This is a genomic window from Ideonella dechloratans (assembly GCF_021049305.1).
Taxonomy (GTDB): domain Bacteria; phylum Pseudomonadota; class Gammaproteobacteria; order Burkholderiales; family Burkholderiaceae_C; genus Ideonella; species Ideonella dechloratans.
Genome location: NZ_CP088081.1, coordinates 2,488,618 through 2,509,896, shown reverse-complemented (window position 1 = coordinate 2,509,896; position 21,279 = coordinate 2,488,618). Strand labels below are relative to the sequence as shown.

General features: G+C 67.3%; 19 protein-coding genes. 6 read left to right on the top strand and 13 right to left on the bottom strand.

Annotation, left to right across the window (positions count from 1 at the left end; translation table 11 throughout):
• Positions 1-3 precede the first annotated feature (3 nt).
• Complete coding sequence (gene xerD, locus LRM40_RS11700) at positions 4-954, top strand: site-specific tyrosine recombinase XerD (protein WP_151123406.1); 951 nt, start codon at positions 4-6, stop codon at positions 952-954.
• Positions 955-1,038: 84 nt separating this feature from the next.
• Here the strand turns inward: xerD and LRM40_RS11695 are convergent, their stop codons facing one another.
• Positions 1,039-1,986 (bottom strand): porin, encoded by a 948-nt coding sequence (locus tag LRM40_RS11695; RefSeq protein ID WP_151123407.1) that lies wholly within the window; start codon positions 1,984-1,986, stop codon positions 1,039-1,041.
• Positions 1,987-2,233: 247 nt separating this feature from the next.
• Here LRM40_RS11695 and LRM40_RS11690 point away from each other — a divergent pair, with 247 nt between their 5' ends.
• A complete protein-coding gene (locus LRM40_RS11690; protein ID WP_151123408.1) occupies positions 2,234-2,833 on the top strand; it encodes a MarC family protein in 600 nt (199 codons plus the stop codon).
• Positions 2,834-2,914: 81 nt separating this feature from the next.
• On the opposite strand, the gene LRM40_RS11685 is transcribed toward LRM40_RS11690, so the two are convergent.
• The 3 genes from LRM40_RS11685 to LRM40_RS11675 all read right to left on the bottom strand — a co-directional run bounded on the left by LRM40_RS11685 (position 2,915) and on the right by LRM40_RS11675 (position 5,473).
• The gene (locus LRM40_RS11685; RefSeq protein WP_151123409.1) at positions 2,915-3,667 is read right to left on the bottom strand and encodes an amino acid ABC transporter permease; all 753 of its coding nucleotides are present in this window, start codon (positions 3,665-3,667) and stop codon (positions 2,915-2,917) included.
• Between the two features lie 29 nt (positions 3,668-3,696).
• Entirely contained in the window at positions 3,697-4,557 is an 861-nt protein-coding gene (locus LRM40_RS11680) for a basic amino acid ABC transporter substrate-binding protein (RefSeq protein ID WP_151123410.1), read from the bottom strand.
• A 103-nt stretch (positions 4,558-4,660) separates the two neighbouring features.
• A complete protein-coding gene (locus tag LRM40_RS11675) occupies positions 4,661-5,473 on the bottom strand; it encodes a ferritin-like domain-containing protein (protein WP_151123411.1) in 813 nt (270 codons plus the stop codon).
• Between the two features lie 34 nt (positions 5,474-5,507).
• Here LRM40_RS11675 and hslO point away from each other — a divergent pair, with 34 nt between their 5' ends.
• Entirely contained in the window at positions 5,508-6,464 is a 957-nt protein-coding gene (hslO, locus tag LRM40_RS11670) for an Hsp33 family molecular chaperone HslO (protein ID WP_151123412.1), read from the top strand.
• A gap of 18 nt (positions 6,465-6,482) precedes the next feature.
• On the opposite strand, the gene LRM40_RS11665 is transcribed toward hslO, so the two are convergent.
• The 9 genes from LRM40_RS11665 to mutS form a co-directional block, all read right to left on the bottom strand.
• Positions 6,483-7,172: an AAA family ATPase gene (locus tag LRM40_RS11665; RefSeq protein WP_151123413.1), complete on the bottom strand. Its 690-nt coding sequence runs from the start codon at positions 7,170-7,172 to the stop codon at positions 6,483-6,485.
• Positions 7,165-7,800 carry a nicotinamide riboside transporter PnuC gene (pnuC, locus tag LRM40_RS11660; RefSeq protein WP_151123414.1) on the bottom strand — a complete coding sequence of 212 codons (636 nt, stop codon included), beginning with the start codon at positions 7,798-7,800 and terminating at the stop codon, positions 7,165-7,167. Before pnuC ends, LRM40_RS11665 begins: the two co-directional genes overlap by 8 nt.
• A gap of 46 nt (positions 7,801-7,846) precedes the next feature.
• A complete protein-coding gene (gene ftsB, locus LRM40_RS11655; protein ID WP_151123415.1) occupies positions 7,847-8,128 on the bottom strand; it encodes a cell division protein FtsB in 282 nt (93 codons plus the stop codon).
• Between the two features lie 49 nt (positions 8,129-8,177).
• Complete coding sequence (gene eno, locus LRM40_RS11650; protein ID WP_151123416.1) at positions 8,178-9,461, bottom strand: phosphopyruvate hydratase; 1,284 nt, start codon at positions 9,459-9,461, stop codon at positions 8,178-8,180.
• 54 nt (positions 9,462-9,515) lie between these two features.
• Positions 9,516-10,373: a 3-deoxy-8-phosphooctulonate synthase gene (gene kdsA, locus LRM40_RS11645; RefSeq protein WP_151123417.1), complete on the bottom strand. Its 858-nt coding sequence runs from the start codon at positions 10,371-10,373 to the stop codon at positions 9,516-9,518.
• A gap of 11 nt (positions 10,374-10,384) precedes the next feature.
• Positions 10,385-12,043 (bottom strand): CTP synthase, encoded by a 1,659-nt coding sequence (gene pyrG / locus LRM40_RS11640; RefSeq protein ID WP_151123418.1) that lies wholly within the window; start codon positions 12,041-12,043, stop codon positions 10,385-10,387.
• A gap of 134 nt (positions 12,044-12,177) precedes the next feature.
• Positions 12,178-12,978, bottom strand: coding sequence for an alpha/beta fold hydrolase (locus tag LRM40_RS11635; protein WP_170288820.1), 801 nt, complete (start codon positions 12,976-12,978; stop codon positions 12,178-12,180).
• Positions 12,979-12,983: 5 nt separating this feature from the next.
• Positions 12,984-13,808, bottom strand: coding sequence for a proteasome-type protease (locus tag LRM40_RS11630; protein WP_151123419.1), 825 nt, complete (start codon positions 13,806-13,808; stop codon positions 12,984-12,986).
• Positions 13,805-16,414 carry a DNA mismatch repair protein MutS gene (mutS, locus tag LRM40_RS11625; protein WP_151123420.1) on the bottom strand — a complete coding sequence of 870 codons (2,610 nt, stop codon included), beginning with the start codon at positions 16,412-16,414 and terminating at the stop codon, positions 13,805-13,807. Before mutS ends, LRM40_RS11630 begins: the two co-directional genes overlap by 4 nt.
• A 190-nt stretch (positions 16,415-16,604) precedes the next feature.
• Here mutS and fdnG point away from each other — a divergent pair, with 190 nt between their 5' ends.
• Genes fdnG through LRM40_RS11610 form a run of 3 tightly spaced genes read left to right on the top strand, consistent with a single transcriptional unit; the run spans position 16,605 to position 21,231 of the window.
• Positions 16,605-19,673 (top strand): formate dehydrogenase-N subunit alpha, encoded by a 3,069-nt coding sequence (gene fdnG / locus LRM40_RS11620; protein WP_151123421.1) that lies wholly within the window; start codon positions 16,605-16,607, stop codon positions 19,671-19,673.
• 11 nt (positions 19,674-19,684) lie between these two features.
• Positions 19,685-20,608: a formate dehydrogenase subunit beta gene (gene fdxH / locus LRM40_RS11615; protein ID WP_151123422.1), complete on the top strand. Its 924-nt coding sequence runs from the start codon at positions 19,685-19,687 to the stop codon at positions 20,606-20,608.
• The gene (locus tag LRM40_RS11610; protein ID WP_151123423.1) at positions 20,605-21,231 is read left to right on the top strand and encodes a formate dehydrogenase subunit gamma; all 627 of its coding nucleotides are present in this window, start codon (positions 20,605-20,607) and stop codon (positions 21,229-21,231) included. The genes fdxH and LRM40_RS11610 overlap by 4 nt, the downstream gene beginning before the upstream one ends.
• The last annotated feature ends 48 nt before the right edge of the window (positions 21,232-21,279 follow it).

Here is a 21,279-nt window from a genome sequence, read left to right as displayed (position 1 = left end):
TGAATGACGTCTGTCTTGTCCTCTGTTGAAGCCTCGTCGCCCGCGGTCCAGATCCTTTCGCCGGAAGATGCGGTGCTGATCGATGCGTTCTGCGCTGCCCTGTGGATCGAGGATGGTCTGTCCCGGAACACGCTGGCCGCCTACCGGCGTGACCTGAGCGCGCTGGCCCTCTGGCTGGCGGGGCACGATGCCCCGGCGGGCCTGCGCACGGTGCGTTTGAGCGACCTGCTGGCTTACGCGGCCGATCGGCACGCCAGCACCCGCAGCACCACGGCCAATCGCCGCCTGGCGGTGTTTCGCCGCTTCTTCCGCTGGGCCGTGCGGGAACGCCATGTGACCGAGGATCCGACCCTGCAGCTGCAATCGGCCCGCCAGCCGCTGCGTTTGCCCAAGACCCTCACCGAGGCCCAGGTGGAGGCGCTGCTTCGCGCGCCGGATGTCGCTACCCCGCTGGGCCTGCGCGACCGCTGCATGTTGGAGCTGATGTATGCCAGTGGTCTGCGGGTGTCGGAACTGGTGGCGCTGTCCTCCGTGGAGGTGGGGCTGGCCGAGGGGGTGCTGCGCGTCACCGGCAAGGGGCGCAAGGAGCGTCTGGTGCCGTTCGGGCAGGAGGCCGAGGGCTGGATTCGCCGCTATCTGGCCGAGGCCCGGGGCGAGATCCTCAAGGGGCGTCAGTCCGCCGCGCTCTTCGTGACCGGGCGCGGTGAGGGCATGACCCGGCAGATGTTCTGGACCCTGGTGAAGCGCTATGCAGGCCAGGCCGGGGTGACCGTGCCGCTGTCACCGCACACCTTGCGGCATGCCTTTGCCACGCACCTGCTCAACCATGGCGCCGATTTGCGAGTGGTGCAGATGCTGCTGGGTCATGCGGATATCTCCACGACCACGATCTACACGCATGTGGCCCGCGAGCGGCTGAAGTCCCTGCACGCGCGCCACCATCCCCGAGCCTGACGAGACACGGAACTGAAATGAAAAAAGCCGACCCGAGGGTCGGCTTTCTGCACTTGCTGAGCAGAGGCCCGAAGGCCTCAGGCATCAGAAGTTGTGGCGCACGCCAACGCCGAAGTCGTTGAAGGTGCCGGTGAAGGCGCCGTCGTCGTCCTTCACCTTCGTCACGAAGGCGTAGACCTTGGTGCGCTTGCTCAGGTTGTAGTTGTAGCCGGCAGTGGCTTGCCAAGCCTTGCTGGCTTCGCCCAGACCAGCGATCGTCACCTTGTTGGTGCCGCCGTAGTTCAGGTGGAACTCGTTGGCACCCAGGGTGTACATGCCCACCAGACGCCAGGTGTTGAACTCGTAGGAGCCGGTGGCGTGGCTGAAGTAGCCGCCGACACCGAAGGCGCCCAGATCGTAGTTGGCGCGGACGGTCGAAACCTTGTCGTCGCCGTGCTTGTCGTAGCCAGCGCCCAGGTGCAGGGCACCGCGGTCATAGTAGGCGGCCAGGGCCAGCGGCTTGCTCTTTTCGCCGCCGTAGGCTTCGCCGGTCTGCACCCAGCCCACGAAACCGTTCAGGTCGGGGGTGTTGTACGACACGGAGTTCTGCAGCGAGCCGTAGTAGTTCGGGCCACGGTACAGCACGTCGGCGGTGGTGCCGGTGTCGTGGTTGACCCAGGACACGTAGTCGGCGGTGGCGTGGTAGGCCTCGTTGTTGTCGAGGTTGCCCAGCTTCACGGTACCGTAGCGGGTGGCCAGACCCACGGTGGACTCACGGCCCCAGAAACGCTCGCCCTTGACGGTGCCGGTGGAAGCGTCGAAGCCGTGCTCGATCTTGAAGATGGCCTTGTTGCCGCCGCCCAGGTCTTCTTCACCGGCGAAGCCGATGCGGGACGAGTTGTCCACTTGCTGCCAGTCGCGCTTGCTGGCGCCGTCGAACTTGAAGCTTTCGACGGACACGTTCAGACGACCATAGATGGTCACCGAGCTTTGAGCAAAGGCGGGAGCCGCCAGGGTGGCCGCGATCGCGGTCAGGACGAGAGATTTCTTCATGTTGAAGGACCCTTGGTCAGTGAATGAAACAAAGGAGTCTCACGTCTGTGCACTCAGCGCAGGACGCCGAAACTCGGAAGTGCCGTGTGACAGCACTGTGAAATCGGGTTTAGCCGTGCATTTCGGGTTTGCCCCATGGCAGGCGTCGTTTGGTGCCTCCTGGTGACCTCTTTTGTTGTGCTTGTGCAACGGCAAGGGCCTGCCGACGCGGCAAGCGAAGACTCTTCCGCAAGGGGACAATCCGGAAATGGACCACACCTTTGTCTCCGCTTTCGTTCTCTTGCTGCTGGTGCTCGACCCGTTCGGCAGCCTGCCGATCTTCGTCGCCGTGTTCAAGGGCGTCGCCCCCGAACGCCGCACCCGCGTGGCCATCCGCGAGGTGCTGATCGCCTTCTTCGTCCTGCTGGGTTTCATGCTGTCGGGCGAGGGCTTCCTGCGCCTGATGCACCTGTCGGAGCGCTCCCTGGAGGTGGCCGGTGGCGTGATCCTGATGATCATCGCCATCCGCATGATCTTCGCCAGTGGTGGCGAGATCTATGCCACCGACGGTGACCGCGAGCCCATGATCTTCCCGCTGGCCGTGCCCTTGCTGGCGGGCCCCTCGGCCATGGCCACGGTGCTGCTGCTGGCTTCGCGTCAGCCCGAGCGGCTGGCCTACTGGATCGGCGCCCTGACCCTGGCCATGATCGTCTGCGGGGCGGTGATGGTGCTGGCCGAGCCGATTCGCCGCTGGATCGGCTCGCAGATGGTCAATGCCATCGAGAAGCTGATGGGGCTGGTGCTGACGGCCATCGCGGTCGAGATGGTGCTGGCCGGCCTCAAGCGTTATTTCTTCGATCCCAGCTGAGGCGGGTGTCCGCGCACCGTTCCAAAAACAAACGCGCCCGAGGGCGCGTTTTTCGTGTGGGGACCGCGGGCGCGGTTGCCTTCAACGGCCACGCAGGTGGCTGGGGGCTTCCAGTTTGCGTGCCGCCAGCGACAGCAGCATGGTCAGCGCCAGATACAGGGCCGAGATGGCCAGGTAGGGCTCCCAGTAGCGGGAGTAGGCGCCGGCCACCGTCCGCGCGGCCAGGGCCAGCTCCGCCAGACCGATGGCCGAGACCAGGGACGAGTCCTTGATCAGGGCCACCCCTTCGTTCACCAGGGCCGGCACCATGCGCCGGAAGGCCTGGGGCAGCACCACATAGCGCATGGTCTGGCCATGCGTCAGGCCCAGGCTCCAGGACGCCTGGGTCTGGCCTTGGTGGATGCTCTGGATGCCGGCCCGGAAGATCTCGGAGATGTAGGCGCCGGCGTTCAGGCTCAAGGCCACGGCACCCGAGAAGAAGGCACCGTGGTCCTGCCGGAACTGGCGAGCCGCCTCACCCGAGAGCAGCAGGCCGTGGTCCGGGTGGATCAGCGCCGGCATCACCGCGAAGTGAACCAGCAGGATCTGCACGAACAGCGGCGTGCCACGGAAGAAGGTCACATAGGCCAGGGCCAGGCCCCGCACGCCCTTGAGCACCCAGCGCAGCGCCACCGACTTGGGTGGTGGCGCGTCCCGCGAACTGCTGATCAGGCCCAGGAGCACGCCCAATGCCAACCCGCAGGCGATGGCCACCAGGGTGAGCTCGATCGTGGTCCAGAGGCCTTCCAGAAACAGCGGGCCGTAGCCCGCCAGAATGTCCCAACGCAAATCCACGGAACGCTTCTCTCTTCAGTGCGGGGCGATCAGTTCGATGCGGCCGAGGCCGGTGCAGCGGCGGCCGGCGGTTCGGTGCCGAAGGTCTTCTTGTAGATCGCGGCGTAGGTGCCATCGGCCTTCACGGCAGCCAGACCCTTGTTGATCAGGGCCAGCAGCTCGGCATTGCCCTTCTTCACCGCGATACCGTACTGCTCGGGCGCGAAGGACTTGGTGTCGGCCACGGTCTTGAACTTGGCATCCGGGTTGTTGGCCACGTAGTGGATCACCACGCCGTTGTCGGCCACCACGGCGTCCACGCCGCCGGCTTCCAGTTCCTTCAGGGCCAGCGGGGTGGACTCGAAGCGCTTGATCAGCGTGGAGGTCTTGCCCTGCAGCTTGGTCACGACTTCGTCACCGGTGGTGCCGGTCTGCACGCCCACCTTCAGCTTCTTCAGGTCCTCGAACTTGGCGACCTTGGAGTCGGCCTTCACTGCGATCAGCTGGATCGCATCGAAGTACGGGTCGGAGAAGTCCATGGTCTGCTTGCGCTCGTCGGTGATGGTGATCGACGAGATCAGCAGGTCACGGTCGCCCTGGGTCAGCGCATTGAAGATGCCTTCCCAGGGGGTGTTGATGAACTTGACCTGGAAGCCACCCTTTTCGGCCACGGCATTGAGCAGATCGACCGAGAAGCCGACGATCTCGCCCTTCTCGTTCTGGTACTCGAACGGCGCGTAGGCGGCGTCGGTGCCGACCGTGTAGACCTTGACGGGCGCGGGTTCGGAGGCCGGGGCGGAGGCCGCTTCGACCGGGGCGGCCGGCTCCTGCTTGCTGCAGGCGGCCAGGACCAGACCCACTGCCAGCGTGCTGGCGAGTTTCAGAAAATGACGGGTACTCATGGAAGACATGGGATTCCTCGGGTTAATACCAAGTGGCGTATGTGCGCATCGCACAGTGTAAAACGCGGGCTGCAAATTCCACGCCACGCGGGGCTGGGGTGTACCCGCACCATCATGGTGTGTGGCGCACCGGACCAGGGGCGCCGTCCTGGTCGAGCCAGGCCAGTTCCTCGGGCGAGAAGCCGGCCGCCTCGCGGGCTTCCAGGTTGAAGGGGCGGCGCAGCCGCGGGGCCTCGTAGCGGGCGACCAGGGTGGGATAGAGGTCCACCGGGTCCAGCGCACGGGCTTCGCACAGCCAGCGGTACCAGCGGTTGCCGATGGCCACATGGCCGATCTCGTCGCGCAGGACGATGTCCAGGATCTCCACCGCACGCAGGTCGCCGGCCTTGCGCAACTTGGCCTGGATGGGGGGCGTGGCGTCCAGGCCGCGGGCCTCCAGCGTGCGCGGCACCAGGGCCATGCGGGCCAGCACGTCGTCGCGGGTGCGTTCGGCCATCTGCCACAGGCCGTCATGGGCGTCGAAGTCGCCGTAGTCGTGGCCCAGGCTGCGCAGGTGCTCGCGCAGCAGGCTGAAGTGCAGGGCCTCCTCGCCGGCCACCTGCAGCCAGTTGCGGTAGAAGTCCTGCGGCATGCCAGGGAAGCGCCAGAGCGCATCCAGGGCCAGGTTGATGGCGTTGAATTCTATGTGGCAGATGGCGTGCAGCAGCGCAGCCCGGCCCAGAGGCGTGAACGGGGATCGGGTGGGCACCTGGTCGGCGGGCACCAAAAGAGGGCGGTCTGGCCGGCCGGGCAGGCCCTGGGGCGCCGACAGCCTCATCTCGGTGTCCAGCGGCGGGGGCGCGAGGTACAGCGCCCGCGCCTGCTCGGCCTTGCGCGTCGGGTCGGTCTCGCACAAAACCTTGAGCGCCTGTGTCCTCAGTTCCATCCGTAAAATTATCGGTCACCCCTGATCCTGCTTCATGAGCGAACTCCACAAATTCCTGTTCGAAGGCTTGCCGGTGCGCGGCATGCTGGTCCGATTGACCGACAGCTGGCGCGAGGTCTTGGCCCGGCGCGAAGAGGCCGGTGAGTTTCCCGCGCCGGTGCGCGCGCTGCTGGGGGAGATGGCGGCGGCGTCCTCGCTGATGCAGGCCAACATCAAGTTCAACGGCGCCCTGATCCTGCAGGTCTTCGGCGACGGCCCGGTCAAGCTGGCGGTGGCCGAGTCGCGCTCGGACCTGGGCTTTCGCGTGACGGCCAAGGTGGTGGGCGATGTGCCGGAGGATGCCCGGCTGGAGGCCATGCTCAACGTCCATGGCCAGGGCCGCTGCGCGATCACGCTCGATCCCCAGGACCGCCTGCCCGGCCAGCAGCCCTACCAGGGCGTGGTGCCGCTGCACGGCGACCAGCGCGAGCCGCTGCAGCAGCTCTCCCAGGTGCTGGAGCACTACATGCTGCAGTCCGAACAGCTCGACACCCGCCTGGTGCTGGCCGCCAACGACGACATCGCTGCCGGCCTGCTGATCCAGCGTCTGCCGGTCGAGGGCGAGGGCAATCTGGGCGGGCGTCGCAACGAGGACGACATCGGCCTGTCCGAGGCCTTCAACCGCATCGCCCACCTGGCCAGCACGCTGACCCGGGACGAGCTGTTGACCCTGGACGCCGACACCGTGCTGCGCCGCCTCTTCTGGGAGGAGCCGCTGCAGCGCTTCGAGCCGCTGGCGCCGCGCTTCTCGTGCACCTGCTCGACCGAGCGGGTCAAGGGCATGTTGACCAGCCTGGGGCCTGACGAGGTGCAGGACATCCTGGCCGAGCAGGGGCAGGTGGAGGTGGGCTGCGACTTCTGCGGCCGGCAGTACCGCTTCGATGCCGTCGATGTGGGCGAACTGTTCACCCCCGGGCAGAACCAGCCGCCCGGTTCGTCCACGGTGCACTGACCGTTCGCCGCGCGCCTTTCAGCGGCGCTGGAAGGCGAGGTGCTCGCAGTCCGGCTGGTCGCAGTCGCTGCAGGTCCATTGCCAGGCCGGCTGACGGGCCTCGCGCTCGTCCAGACGGCTGAACAGACCGGCCGCGCGCGGAGCGCTCGATGGGCTCGCCTGCCGCCGCCACAGCATGCCCAGAGCATCCAGGGCCGCATCGGTGCGGCGCGGCCCCTGGCCGGCCACCACCGTGAAGGGCAGGCCGTGTCCCACCAGCAACTGGCGCAGGCGTGTGTCCACCGGCTGGCGCACATGGGGGCCGTCCCGTTGCAGGCCATCGGCCTGCCAGGGCAGATCCAGTGCGGTGAGCAGCGTGATGTTGCAGTGCCGCTGCTGCCAGGCCAGGGCCTGTGCATCCAGCGCGCTGCTGCCGAAGACCTGGTGGTGGTAGACGGCGGTCATCAGCGGTGTCGTGTCGGCCAGCACCAGGGCATGCGTGCGGGCCGCCGCTTCAATGCGCCGGGCCTGCTCGGCGGCGATCTCGGCCTGTTCGTCTTCACGCGGCGTGCGACCCGCGGCCTCGCACCACTCGCGCAGCACCTCGGGCACCCAGGTGCATCGCCAGCCGGTCAGCGCGGGCAGGGCCTCGGCCAGGGCGCGGGCCAGCGTGCTCTTGCCGGTGCTCTCGGCCCCGACGATGGCCACGATGCGGCCGGTGTCAGCCATGGACTTGCCCCTCCAGGGCCTGCCAGCGCCGCCAGCCCCAGACGGCCAGCAGGGCGAACAGCCCATAGAGCAGCACGGTGAGCCACAGTCCCTTGTAGGCGAAGAGTCCGACGCTCACCAGGTTCACCGCCACCCACACCGGCCAGTTCTCGATCAGCTTGCGTCCCAGCAGGATCTGTCCGGCCACGCTGCCCACGGTGGGCAGGGCGTCGAGGAAGGGGACATCGCTGTCGGTCATGCGGTGCAGCAGCAGGCCCAGCAGGGGCCAGGCTGCGACGGTGAGCAGTGTGGCCTGCAGTCGAGCGCGGGCGCCCAGGCGGTGCACGGTCAGCCTCTGGCCATCCTCGCCGCGGCCGTTCAGCCACTCCCACCAGCCCCAGGCCGCCAGCGCCACGAAGACCAGCTGCAGGCTGGCTTCGCCGTAGAGGCGGTAGTGCAGGAAGAGTGCGGCGTAGAGCAGGGAGCTCACGATGGCCAGCGGCCAGCCCAGCGGGTGCACGCGCATGTTGCAGCCCACCATCCAGAGGGAGAGTGCGCAGGCCAGCAGCTCGGTCCAGGTGATGGGGCTGCCCCAGAGCGAGAAGGCCGGCTGCAGCCAGAGGCCGACCAGGTCGTGCAGTGCATCCATCGTGGAAAGGCCGGACGGGGCCGCGGCGAAAGGGGTGACGCTGGGCTCAGTGGGTGACGTTGGGGGCGACCACCACCAGCATCTCGTCGGGCCGGATCATGCCCAGTTCCATGCGGGCCTTTTCCTCGACCATCTCCAACCCTTCGCGCAGGTCGGTCACTTCGGCCTGCAGGCGCTCGTTGTGCGTGCGGGCCTGGTCGTTGGCGGCGCGCTGCGCGGCCACTTCGCGCTGCAACTCCATCACGTGCGACACCCCGCCCCGGCCGAACCAGAGTTCGGCCTGCACGACCAGCAGCAAGGCGGTCAGGACAATCGGCAGGGCACGCATGGGGCGGGAGTATGCCGCAGCCGACGCGGTCGGCCGCGGCAGACGGCCGTCAGCGCAGGTTGTAGAAGGCGCTGCGGCCCGGGTACACCGCCACGTCGCCCAGGTCTTCCTCGATGCGCAGCAGCTGGTTGTACTTGGCCATGCGGTCCGAGCGCGACAGCGAGCCGGTCTTGATCTGGCCGGCGTTCAGGCCAACGGCGATGTCGGCGATGGTGCTGTCCTCGGTCTCGCCGGAGCGGTGCGACACCACGGCCGTGTAGTTGGCGCGCTTGGCCATCTCGATCGCGGCGAAGGTCTCGCTCAGCGTGCCGATCTGGTTGATCTTGATGAGGATCGAGTTGGCGATGCCCTTGTCGATGCCTTCCTTCAGGATCTTGGTGTTGGTGACGAACAGGTCGTCGCCCACCAGCTGGACCTTCTTGCCCAGGCGCTCGGTCAGGTGCTTCCAGCCTTCCCAGTCGCCTTCGTGCATGCCGTCCTCGATCGAGATGATCGGGTACTTGTCGCACCAGGTGGCCAGGATGTCGGTCCACTCGGCGGCGGTCAGTTGCAGGCCCTCGCCTTCCAGGTGGTACTTGCCGTCCTTGTAGAACTCGCTGGCGGCGCAGTCCAGGCCGATGGCGATCTGGCTGCCAGCGGTGTAGCCGGCCTTGTCGATGGCTTCCAGGATCAGCTGGATGGCCGCCTCGTGGCTGGGCAGGCTGGGGGCGAAGCCGCCTTCATCGCCGACGGTGGTGCTCATGCCCTTGGCGTCGACCAGCTTCTTCAGCGCGTGGAAGACCTCGGCGCCGTAGCGCAGGGCTTCGCGGAAGGTCGGGGCCCCCACCGGGATGATCATGAATTCCTGGAGGTCCAGGCTGTTGTTGGCGTGGGCGCCGCCGTTGATGACGTTCATCATCGGCACGGGCAGCTGCACCGCGCCCATGCCGCCGAAGTAGCGGTACAGGGGCAGGCCGGATTCCTCGGCGGCGGCGCGGGCCACGGCCATCGAGACGGCCAGCATGGCGTTGGCGCCCAGGCGGCTCTTGTTCTCGGTGCCGTCCAGGTCGATCAGGGTCTTGTCCAGGAAGGCCTGTTCGGAGGCGTCCAGGCCCAGCACGGCTTCGCTGATCTCGGTGTTGATGTTGTTGACGGCCTTGAGCACGCCCTTGCCCAGGTAGCGGCTCTTGTCGCCATCGCGCAGCTCGATGGCTTCGCGCGAACCGGTGGAGGCACCCGAGGGCACGGCGGCGCGGCCCATGGTGCCGCTTTCCAGCAGCACGTCGCACTCGACGGTGGGGTTGCCGCGGCTGTCCAGCACTTCGCGGCCGACGATGTCAACGATGGCGCTCATGTTCTCTCCATTGATGTTGAAACGGGGTCTGGGCTGTCAGTGCGCACGAGCGCCTCAGCAGCTGAAATCGTTCTCGAGCAGAGGCTGGGTCTTGACCACGCGGTCCAGGGCCACCAGCTGCTCCAGCAGGGCCTTCATGTGGTGCAGCGGCACGGCGTTGGGGCCGTCCGACATCGCATGGGCCGGGTCCGGGTGCGTCTCCATGAACAGCCCGGCCACGCCGACGGCCACGCCGGCACGGGCCAGCACCGGCACGAACTCGCGCTGGCCGCCCGAGCTGGTGCCCTGGCCACCGGGCAGTTGCACCGAATGGGTCACGTCGAACACCACCGGCGCCTGCGTCTCGCGCATGATCGCCAGGCTGCGCATGTCGGAGACGAGGTTGTTGTAGCCGAAGCTGGCGCCGCGCTCGCAGGCCATGAAACGGTCCTCGGTCAGGCCGGCCTCGCGAGCCGCGTCCCGTGCCTTCTGGATCACGTTCTTCATGTCGTGCGGCGCGAGGAACTGGCCCTTCTTGATGTTCACCGGCTTGCCGCACTGGGCGACGGTGCGGATGAAATCGGTCTGCCGGCACAGGAAGGCCGGCGTCTGCAGCACATCCACCACGGCGGCCACGGCCGGCACCTCGGCCTCGGTGTGCACGTCGGTCAGCACCGGCACGCCCAGCTCCTTGCGGACCTTGGCCAGGATCTCCAGGCCCTTCTCCATGCCCGGGCCGCGGGGCGAGCTGCCGGAGGAGCGGTTGGCCTTGTCGTAGCTGCTCTTGAAGATGAAGGGGATGCCCAGCGCCGAGGTGATCTCCTTCAGGCGGCCGGCCACGTCCATCTGCAACTGCTCGCTCTCGATCACGCAGGGACCGGCGATCAGGAAGAAGGGCTTGTCGAGACCGACCTCGAATCCGCAGAGTTGCATGCCGGTCTCCTTCAGGCCTTGGCGCGCGCGGCCTGGTGGTCCAGCGCGGCCTTGATGTAGCTGTTGAACAGCGGATGCCCATCCCAGGGGGTGGACTTGAACTCGGGGTGGAACTGCACGCCGACGAACCAGGGGTGCACCTGGCGCGGCAGCTCGACGATCTCGGTGAGCTTCTCGCGCTGGGTGATGGCCGAGATCACCAGGCCAGCCTTCTGCAGCGCGTCCAGGTAGTGCTCGTTGGCCTCGTAGCGGTGGCGGTGGCGCTCGGTCACGACCGGGCCGTAGATGTCGAAGGCCAGAGTGCCGGGCTTGACGTCGGAGCTCTGGGCGCCCAGGCGCATCGTGCCGCCCAGGTCGGAGCTGGCGTCGCGCTTCTGGATGGTGCCGTCGGCATCCTGCCACTCGTCGATCAGGGCGATGACCTTGTGCGGGGCCTCGGGCTCGAACTCGGTGGAGTTGGCACCGGCCAGGCCGGCCTTGTGGCGGGCGTATTCGATGGTGGCCACCTGCATGCCCAGGCAGATGCCCAGATAGGGCACCTGGGTCTCGCGGGCGAACTGGGCCGCGCAAATCTTGCCTTCCACGCCGCGCTTGCCGAAGCCGCCGGGCACCAGCACGGCGTCATAGGCGCCGAGTTCCTGGGCCGCGTTCTCCGGGGTCAGGGTCTCGGAATCGACGTATTCGATCTTGACCCGCACGTGGTTCTTCAGGCCGGCGTGGCGCAGGGCCTCGTTGAGCGACTTGTAGGAGTCCGACAGGTCGGTGTACTTGCCGCACATGGCGATGGTGACCTCGCCGCGCGGATGCTCCACCTCATAGACCAGGTCGTCCCAGATCTTCAGGTCGGCCGGCTTGGTCAGCAACTGCAGCTTCATGCAGATCTGCTCGTCCAGGCCCTGCTCGTGCAGCACGCGCGGCACCTTGTAGATGGTGTCCACGTCCCACATGGAGATCACACCGTGCAGCGGCACGTTGGTGAACAGCGAGATCTTCTCGCGCTCGTCGGCCGGCACCTCGCGGTCGGCGCGGCACAGCAGCACATCGGGCTGGATGCCGATCTCGCGCAGCTTCTGCACCGTGTGCTGGGTGGGCTTGGTCTTCAGCTCGCCCGCGGCCTTGATGTAGGGCACGTAGGTGAGGTGCACGAAGGCAGTGTTGGTCGGGCCCAGCTTCAGGCTGAGCTGGCGCACGGCCTCCAGGAAGGGCAGGGACTCGATGTCGCCCACGGTGCCACCGATCTCGACGATGGCCACATCCACCGCCTCGGGCGTGCCGAAGCCGGCGCCGCGCTTGACGTATTCCTGGATTTCGTTGGTGACGTGCGGGATGACCTGCACCGTCTTGCCCAGGTAGTCGCCGCGGCGTTCCTTCTCCAACACGGTCTTGTAGATCTGGCCGCTGGTGAAGTTGTTGGCCTTCTTCATCCGCGTGGTGATGAAGCGTTCGTAGTGGCCCAGGTCCAGATCGGTTTCGGCGCCGTCGTCGGTGACGAAGACCTCACCGTGCTGGAACGGGGACATCGTGCCCGGGTCCACGTTGAGGTACGGGTCCAGCTTGATGAGGGTGACCTTGAGGCCGCGCGATTCCAGGACCGCTGCGAGAGAGGCCGACGCGATGCCCTTGCCCAAGGAGGACACCACACCGCCGGTGACGAAGACGAACTTGGTCATGTCGTGCAGCGCACGCTCACACCCCTGCCGGACGCCGGTTCCATCAACGGACCCGCCCAGGCAGACATGCACGTGCGCTGTGGTGGTAAATCGGCATTATATCGGCCCGCCCGTCCGGGCCGGAATGCAGGACTTCACGCCATGTCGGCCAGCAGGGCCAGCACCTGCTGTGCCGTGTCCTGGGGACGCTCCATCGGGTAGAGGTGCGTGCCCTCGAAGCGGACAAAGCGGTGCTGGGCCAGGGCCCGTGCCGCGGCCGTGCCACCCTGGCGCATCTCGGCCGACTGGGTGCCGGCGATGAAGCCCACCGGGCAGCGGGGCGGGTGGCGGCGCAGCAGGGCGCCCAGATGGTCGGGCAGGGTGTTGTAGATGCGCGTTTCCACCTCGCGGCTGAAGCGCAGTTGCACGCCGCCTTGCGGGGCTTCGACGAAACCGGCGGCCACATAGTCATCCAGCACCCGCGGGTCCCAGCGGGCGAACACCGGCTTGCTGGCGAAGTGCTGCTTCACGCTGGCCAGATCCGGCCAGTGGTGGCGCCGCTGTTGCGCCACCTTGCCTGGCGAGACCTTCCGGATCAGCCCGCTGCGCTTGAACACGGCCACGCTCTGCGCCCGCCAGCCGGTGATGACCGGCGAGTCCAGCATCACCAAGCCGCGGGCCAGGTCCGGGCGCCGGCAGGCCGCCATCAGGCTGAGCAGACCGCCCAGCGAGTGCCCCACCAGCCAGACCGGTTCACCAGCCTGCTGGTCTTCGATGAATTGGATCAGCTGGTCGCGCAGGGCCCGCCAGTTGCTGGCCACCGGGTAGGCCGGGTCGTGGCCGAACATCGGCACCGCCCGCACCGTCAGGCCGGCCTCGGCCCAGATGTCCAGCAGTTGCCGGTAGGTGCCGGCCGGGAAGCTGTTGCCGTGCGAGAAGACCAGGGTGCCGTTCATGGGGTTCAGATGATCTTTTCGTCGGGGCTGGTGATCTTGCGCATCGGCTCGAACCGTTCGCTGGGTGCCAGCAGCGGGTGGTCGGCTTCGGCGCCGTCCCATTGCGGGTCGTCGATGCTCTCGAACACCTCGCGCAGGCGTTGGCCCCAGGTGGTGTGGATCATCTGGAAGTAGGGGTTGTGCTCGTCCAGCACCGCGATGTGGTCACTCTTGAGCCGGCCGGCCTCGTAGACCAGCAGGTCCAGCGGCAGGCCCACCGAGAGGTTGGACTTGAGCGTCGAATCCATGGACACCAAGGCGCATTTGGCGGCCTCGTCCAGCGGTGTGTGCGGGGTGAGCACGCGGTCCAGGATGGGCTTGCCGTACTTGCTCTCGCCGATCTGGAAGAAGCAGGTCTCGCGGGTGGCTTCGATGAAGTTGCCAGCCGAATAGACCAGGAACAGGCGCATGGCCTCGTCGCCGATCTGGCCACCGAAGATCATGCTGCAGTTGAAGTCGATGCCGGCGGCCTTCAGCGAAGGGCCGTCCTGCTCGTAGACGCGGCGCACGGCCGCGCCCAGCACCCGGGTGGCGTCGAACATGCTCTTGGCGTTCCAGATGGTGATCGGCTCGTCGTCGCCATTGGGCAGCTTCTCGACCTGCAGGATCTCCCGCACCGACTGCGAGATGCTCAGATTGCCGGCCGACATCAGCACCATGAAGCGGTCGCCCGGCTTTTCGTAGACGATCATCTTGCGGAAGGTGCTGATCGCGTCCACGCCCGCGTTGGTACGGGAGTCGGACAGGAACACCAGGCCGGCGTTGAGCCGGATGCCGACGCAGTAGGTCATGGGTGGGCTTTCTGCAGTTTCTTGAGATGGTAGAGCGCGTCCAGGGCCTCGCGGGGGGTCAGCGCGTCGGGGTCGATCGCGCCCAGGGCCTCCTCCAGTTCCGAGGGCACCGGGGCCGTGGGGGTGGGCGGCGGGGCGAACAGGTCCACCTGGGCCTCGCGCGCCTGCGCTTGGCTCTCCAGCGCTTCCAGCGTGGCGCGGGCCTGGCGGATCAGCGCCGGCGGCATGCCGGCCAGGCGGGCCACCTGCACACCGTAGCTGCGGCTGGCGGGGCCGGGCTCGATGGCGTGCAGGAACACGATGTCGTCGCCGCTTTCGGCGGCGCTCACGTGCAGGTTCACCGCGCGCTCGTGGCGCCGCGGGAACTCGGTCAGCTCGAAGTAGTGGGTGGCGAAGAGGGTGAAGGCCTTGCAGCGGTCGTGCAGCTGGGTGGCGATGGCCGAGGCCAGGGCCAGGCCGTCGAAGGTGGAGGTGCCGCGGCCGATCTCGTCCATCAGCACCAGCGAGTGCTCGGTGGCGCTGTGCAGGATGGCGGCGGCCTCGGTCATCTCCATCATGAAGGTCGATTGGGCATTGGCCAGGTCGTCGGCCGCGCCGATGCGGGTGTGGATGGCGTCGATGGGGCCCAAGCGGCAGAAGCGCGCCGGCACGTAGGAGCCCATGGAGGCCAGCAGCACGATCAGCGCCACCTGGCGCATGTAGGTGCTCTTGCCGCCCATGTTGGGGCCGGTGATGATCTGCAGCCGGGTGCGGGCATCCAGCCGGCAGTCGTTGGCGATGAAGTCGCCCGCGCCAGTCTCGGCCAGGCGGGCCTGCACCACCGGGTGGCGGCCGGCCTGGATCTCGATGCAGGGGTGGTTGACGAACTCGGGCGCGCACCAGTCCAGCGTGGCGGCCCGCTCGGTCAGCGCGGCCAGGGCGTCCAGCGCGGCCAGGGCGCGGCCCAGGGCGGTCAGCGGCCCCAGGAAGCCCTGCAACTCGTCCAGCAGCAGCTCGAACAGCCACTTCTCGCGGGCCAGGGCGCGGTCCTGGGCCGACAGGGCCTTGTCCTCGAAGGCCTTGAGCTCGGGGGTGATGAAGCGCTCGGCGTTCTTCAGCGTCTGGCGGCGCTGGTAGTCGGCGGGCACCTTGTCGCGGCCGGAGCTGGTGACCTCGATGTAGAAGCCGTGCACCTTGTTGAACTGCACCCGCAGGTTGGCGATGCCGGTGCGCTCGCGCTCGCGGGCCTCCAGGGCCAACAGGAAGTCGTCGCAGTTCTGGCCGATGGCGCGCAGCTCGTCCAGTTCGGCGTCGAAGCCGGTGGCGATGACGCCGCCGTCGCGCAGCAGCACTGCGGGCTCGGCGGCGATGGCGCGGGCCAGCAGTTCGCCCACGGCCGGCGGCGGGGCCAGCTCGGCGTGCAGGCTGTCCAGCAGGGCGCTGCCGCGCGGGGCCACGGCGCGCAGCCGCGGCAGCTCGGCCAGCGTCTGGCGCAGACCGGACAGCTCGCGCGGCCGCACCTGGCGCAGCGCGATGCGGGCCGAGATGCGTTCCACATCGCTGACGCCGCGCAGCAGCTCGCGCAGCGGCTCCACCCCGTCGGCCAGCATCTGGGCAATGGCGCCGTGCCGGGCCAGGGCCTGGGCCCGGTCGCGCAGCGGGTGGGTCAGCCAGTGGCGCAGGGCGCGGCTGCCCATGCCGGTGCGGCAGGTGTCGATCAGCGAGAGCAGGGTGGGCGAGGCCTCGCCACGCAGCGTCTCGGTCAGCTCCAGGTTGCGGTGGGTGGTGGGTGGCAGCTCGATCAGCTCGCTGCCGCGCTCCACAGACAGGGTGTTGACGTGGGCCAGGGCGCGGCCCTGGGTGTGTTCTGCATAGCTCAGCAACGCTGCGGCGGCTGCGTGGGCGCTGCTCAGTTCCTGGGCGTTGAAGCCGGCCAGGCTGGCGACCTTGAGTTGTTCGCAGAGTTTGCGCAGACCCAGGCCGCTGTCGAATTGCCAGGCCGGGCGCCGGGTGCGGGCGGCGCGGCACTGCAGCAGGGCGGGGGGCAGTTCGTCCCGGTCCACCAGCAGCTCGGCCGGCGCCAGACGGGCCAGCCAACTGCCGAGTTCGCGCTCCCCGCACTCGGCCAGGCCCAACTGCCCGCTGGCCACGCCCAGCCAGGCCAGGCCCCAGGTGGTGCGCTGGCGGGAAACCGCGAGCAGCAGGGTGTCGGCCCGGTCGTTCAGCAGCTCGCTGTCGGTCACGGTACCGGGGGTGACCACCCGCACCACCTTGCGCTCGACCGGTCCCTTGCTGGTGGCCGGGTCGCCGATCTGCTCGGCCACCGCCACCGATTCGCCCAACTTCAGCAGCCGGGCCAGGTAATTTTCCACTGCGTGCACCGGCACGCCGGCCATCACCACCGGCTCGCCGGCGCTCTGGCCGCGTGTGGTCAGCGTGATGTCCAGCAGGCGGTGCGCCTTGCGCGCATCGTCGTAGAACAGCTCGTAGAAGTCCCCCATCCTGTAGAACAGCAGCGTGTCGGGATGGCCGGCTTTCAGCCGCAAGTACTGGGCCATCATCGGCGTGTGGCCTTCAAGCCAGGCGGCCAGTTCGGGGCTGTCGGGTGGGGGAAGCGTGGAGTTCATGACAAGACGCGGGCAGGCGGGCCCTCGGGCAACCCATGATCTTCGCACAGGCCCACCGCTGGCCGGGCTCGCCGCTGGGCGGTCCGATGACCCTCTTCTACGTATTACCACGTAGGGTTGGAATCACCCCAGGGGCAACCCGAAACCTAGAATCGACAGCATCATTCTTGATGTTCATCACGAGGGCCCCATGGTGCAACTCTCCAGGCGCCAGTTCATGAAAGTGACTGGCTCAAGCTTGGCGGGCTCCAGCCTGGCGTTGATGGGCTTTTCGCCCGCCACCGCCCTGGCCGAAGTCCGCCAGTACAAACTCGCCGCGACCACGGTCACCCGCCAGACCTGCACGTACTGCTCGGTCGGCTGCGGCATCCTCATGTATTCGCTGGGCGATGGCGCGAAGAACGCCAAGCGCGCGGTCATCCACGTCGAAGGGGATCCGGACCATCCGGTGAACCGCGGCACGCTGTGTCCCAAGGGTGCCAGCCTGCTGGACATCATCAACAGCCCCAACCGCCTGCAGTACCCCGAGGTGCGCGAGCCGGGCAGCAACGAGTGGAAGCGCGTGTCCTGGGATGAGGCCATGGGCCGCATCGCCAAGCTCATGAAGGAAGACCGCGACGCCAACTTCGTCGAGAAGACCGACGATGGTCTGACGGTCAACCGCTGGCTCACCACCGGCATGCTGGCGGCCTCGGCCTCCAGCAACGAGGCCGGCTACATCACCCACAAAGTGGCCCGTTCCTGGGGCCTGCTCGCATTCGACAACCAAGCCCGTGTCTGACACGGCCCGACGGTGGCAGGTCTTGCCCCGACGTTTGGCCGTGGAGCGATGACGAACCATTGGGTCGACATCAAGAATGCGGACGTCATCCTCATCATGGGCGGCAATGCCGCCGAAGCACACCCCTGCGGGTTCAAGTGGGTCACCGAAGCGAAGGCGCACAACAAGGCGTACTTCATGGTGGTCGATCCGCGCTTCAACCGCTCGGCCTCGGTCGCTGATTTCTATGCCCCCATCCGGTCTGGCAGCGACATCGCCTTCCTGGGCGGGGTGATCAACTACCTGCTGACGAACGACAAGATCCACCGCGAGTACGTCGTCAACTACACCGACATGAGCTTCATCGTGCGCGAGGACTTCGCGTTCGAGGACGGCATCTACTCGGGCTACAACGAGGAAAAGCGGACCTACGACAAGACCAGCTGGGACTATGAACTCGGCTCGGACGGCTTCGTCAAGACCGACCCGACGCTGGAGCACCCGCGCTGTGTCTATCAGCTCCTGAAGAAGCACTACAGCCGCTACACGCCCGAGAAGGTCGAGAGCATCTGCGGCACACCCAAGGACAAGTTCCTGCACGTGTGCGAGAAGATGGCCAGCACGGCGGTGCCCGGCCGCGCCATGACCATCATGTACGCGCTGGGCTGGACGCAGCACTCGATTGGCGCGCAGATCCTGCGCACCGGGGCGATGGTGCAGCTGCTGCTGGGCAACATCGGTGTGGCCGGTGGCGGCATGAACGCGCTGCGCGGTCACTCCAACATCCAGGGCCTGACCGACCTGGGTCTGCTGTCCACCAGCCTGCCGGGCTACCTGTCGCTGCCCAGCCAGGCCGAGCAGGACTACCAGAAGTACATCGACACCCGCACGCAGAAGCCGCTGCGCCCGGGCCAGATGAGCTACTGGCAGAACTACCCGAAGTTCCACGTCAGCCTGATGAAGGCCTGGTACGGCCCGGCCGCCACGGCCGAGAACAACTGGGCTTACGACTACCTGCCCAAGTTCGACAAGCAGTACGACATGCTGCAGGTCTTCGAGCTGATGAACCAGGGCAAGGTCAACGGCTACATCGCCCAGGGCTTCAACCCGCTGGCCGCGCTGTCCAACAAGGACCGCGTGCGCTCTGGTCTGGCCAAGCTCAAGTTCCTGGTCGTGATGGACCCGCTGGCCACCGAGACCTCGGAGTTCTGGAAGAACCACGGCGAGTACAACGACGTCGAGACCGACAAGATCCAGACGACGGTGTTCCGGCTGCCCACCACCTGCTTCGCGGAAGAAGAGGGCTCGGTGGTCAGTTCCTCGCGGGTTCTGCAGTGGCACTGGAAGGCCGCCGAGCCCCCGGGCGAGGCGCGCACCGACATCCGCATCATGTCGGACCTGCACCTGCGTCTGCGCGAGATGTACGCCAAGGACGGTGGCAAGTTCCCCGACCCGATCACCAAGCTGTGGTGGCCCTACGCGCAGGCGGAGGAACCCACGCCGGAAGAGGTGGCCAAGGAGTACAACGGTCGCGCCCTGGTCGACCTGATGGACCCCAAGGACCCGACCAAGGTGATCCGCAAGGCCGGCGAGCAACTGGCCGGTTTCGGCGAGCTGCGAGATGACGGCACCACCCTCGGTGGCTGCTGGATCTTCTCGGGCAGCTGGACCACCGCAGGCAACATGATGGCGCGCCGGGACAATGCCGACCCGACGGGCATCGGCAACACCCTGAACTGGGCCTGGGCCTGGCCGGCCAACCGCCGCGTGCTCTACAACCGCGCCTCCTGCGACGTCAACGGCAAACCCTTCAATCCGAAGCGCAAGCTCATCGGCTGGAACGGCACGGCCTGGGGCGGTGCGGACGTGCCCGACATGGCGCCCACGCTGGCGCCGGAAACCGGGGCCGGTCCGTTCATCATGAACCCCGAGGGGGTGGCTCGCTTCTTCGCCAAGAAGGGCATGGCCGAAGGTCCGTTCCCCGAGCACTACGAGCCCTTCGACACCCCGCTGGGCTACAACCCGATGCATCCGAAGAACCCGAAGGCGACCAGTTCGCCGGCGGCACGGGTGTTCAAGCCGATCTGGGACACCTTCGGCAAGGCCGAGGAGTTCCCGCACGTGGGCACGACCTACCGCCTGACCGAGCATTTCCACTACTGGACCAAGCACGCGCTGCTCAACGCCATCACGCAGCCCGAGCAGTTCGTGGAAATCGGCGAGGCCCTGGCCAAGAGCCTGGGCATCGAGGCCGGGGACATGGTGAAGGTCTCGTCCAAGCGGGGCTACATCAAGGCCCGTGCGGTGGTGACCAAGCGGATCAAGCCGATGACCATCGAGGGCAAGCCGGTGCACCACGTCGGCATCCCCATCCACTGGGGCTTCAAGGGCGTGACCAAGCCGGGCTTCCTGGCCAACACGCTCACGCCTTTCGTGGGGGATGGCAACACCAACACCCCCGAGTTCAAGACCTTCCTGGTCAAGGTCGAGAAAGTCTGAGGTAGAGCGCCATGTCACTGCAATCTCTCGACATCAAGCAGCGCTCGGCCACGACCACGCCGTCGCCCAGCGCGCGCACCCCGGCCTCGGGCGAGGTCGCCAAGCTCATCGACGTGTCCAAGTGCATCGGCTGCAAGGCTTGCCAGACCGCCTGCATGGAGTGGAACGACCTGCGCCAGGAGCCGGGCGAGAACGTGGGGGTTTACGACAACCCCGCGGACCTCACCGCCAACGCCTGGACGGTGATGCGCTTCACGGAGTACGACAACCCGAGCACCGGCAATTTCGAGTGGCTGATCCGCAAGGACGGCTGCATGCACTGCGCCGATCCGGGCTGTCTGAAGGCCTGCCCTTCGCCGGGCGCCATCATCCAGTACACCAACGGCATCGTCGACTTCCACGAGGAAAACTGCATCGGCTGCGGCTACTGCGTCACCGGCTGCCCCTTCAACGTCCCGCGCATCTCGCAAAGGGACAAGAAGGCGTACAAGTGCACGCTGTGCTCGGACCGCGTGGCGGTGGGCCAGGAACCGGCCTGCGTCAAGACCTGCCCGACCGGGGCCATCATGTTCGGCACCAAGCAGGCCATGAAGGACCAGGCCGAGGAGCGCATCGCGGACCTGAAGGAGCGCGGCTTCGAGAAGGCGGGCCTGTACGACCCGGCCGGGGTGGGCGGCACGCACGTCATGTACGTGCTGCACCACGCGGACACGCCCTCGCTCTACCACGGTCTGCCCGACGAGCCCAAGATCAGCCCCATGGTCAGCGTCTGGAAGGGCATCACCAAGCCGCTGGCGATGGTGGCCCTGGGCGCGGCCGCGCTGGGCGGGCTGTTCCACTTCATCACCAAGGGCCCCAACGAGGTGTCCAAGGAACTGGAGGATGAAATGGAGCGCAAAGACCAGGAAGCCCTGGAGAAGGAGTCACAGCGATGAGACGCAATCCTCGTGACCTGCAGCGCTACAACGCCTCGGAGCGGGCCAACCACTGGGTGGTGGGCATCTGCTTCATCCTGCTGGCGCTGTCGGGCCTGGCCTTCTTCCACCCGGCCTTCTTCCCGCTCACCCAGCTCTTCGGGGGCGGCCCCTGGACCCGCATCCTCCACCCCTACATCGGGGTGGTGATGATGCTGTTCTTCGTGGTGATGGCCGGGCGCTTCTGGAAGCTCAACGTCATCGAGCCGCGCGACAAGGAGTGGCTGCGCAATGTGCGCAAGATGGTGGACGGCAATGACCACGACATGCCCGAGCAGGGCAAGTACAACGGCGGTCAGAAGGTCCTGTTCTGGGGCCTGGTGATCGGCATGGTCATCCTGTTCCTCTCCGGCCTGCTGATGTGGCGCGCCTGGTGGACCCCGCCGGTGACGGCGGTGCGCCTGGCCTCGCTGCTGCATGCGGTCGGCGCGGTGTGGATGATCGGCCTGATCATCATGCACGTCTACGCGGCCATCTGGACCCGTGGCACCATCCGGGCCATGCTCTACGGCACGGTCACCCGCGCCTGGGCCAAGCAGCACCACCGTGGCTGGTACCGCCAGATGACGGGCGACAAGAGCTGACCGGCTTCGTCCCATCCCGGCCGCCGGCTGCTGTCCAGCACCGGCGGC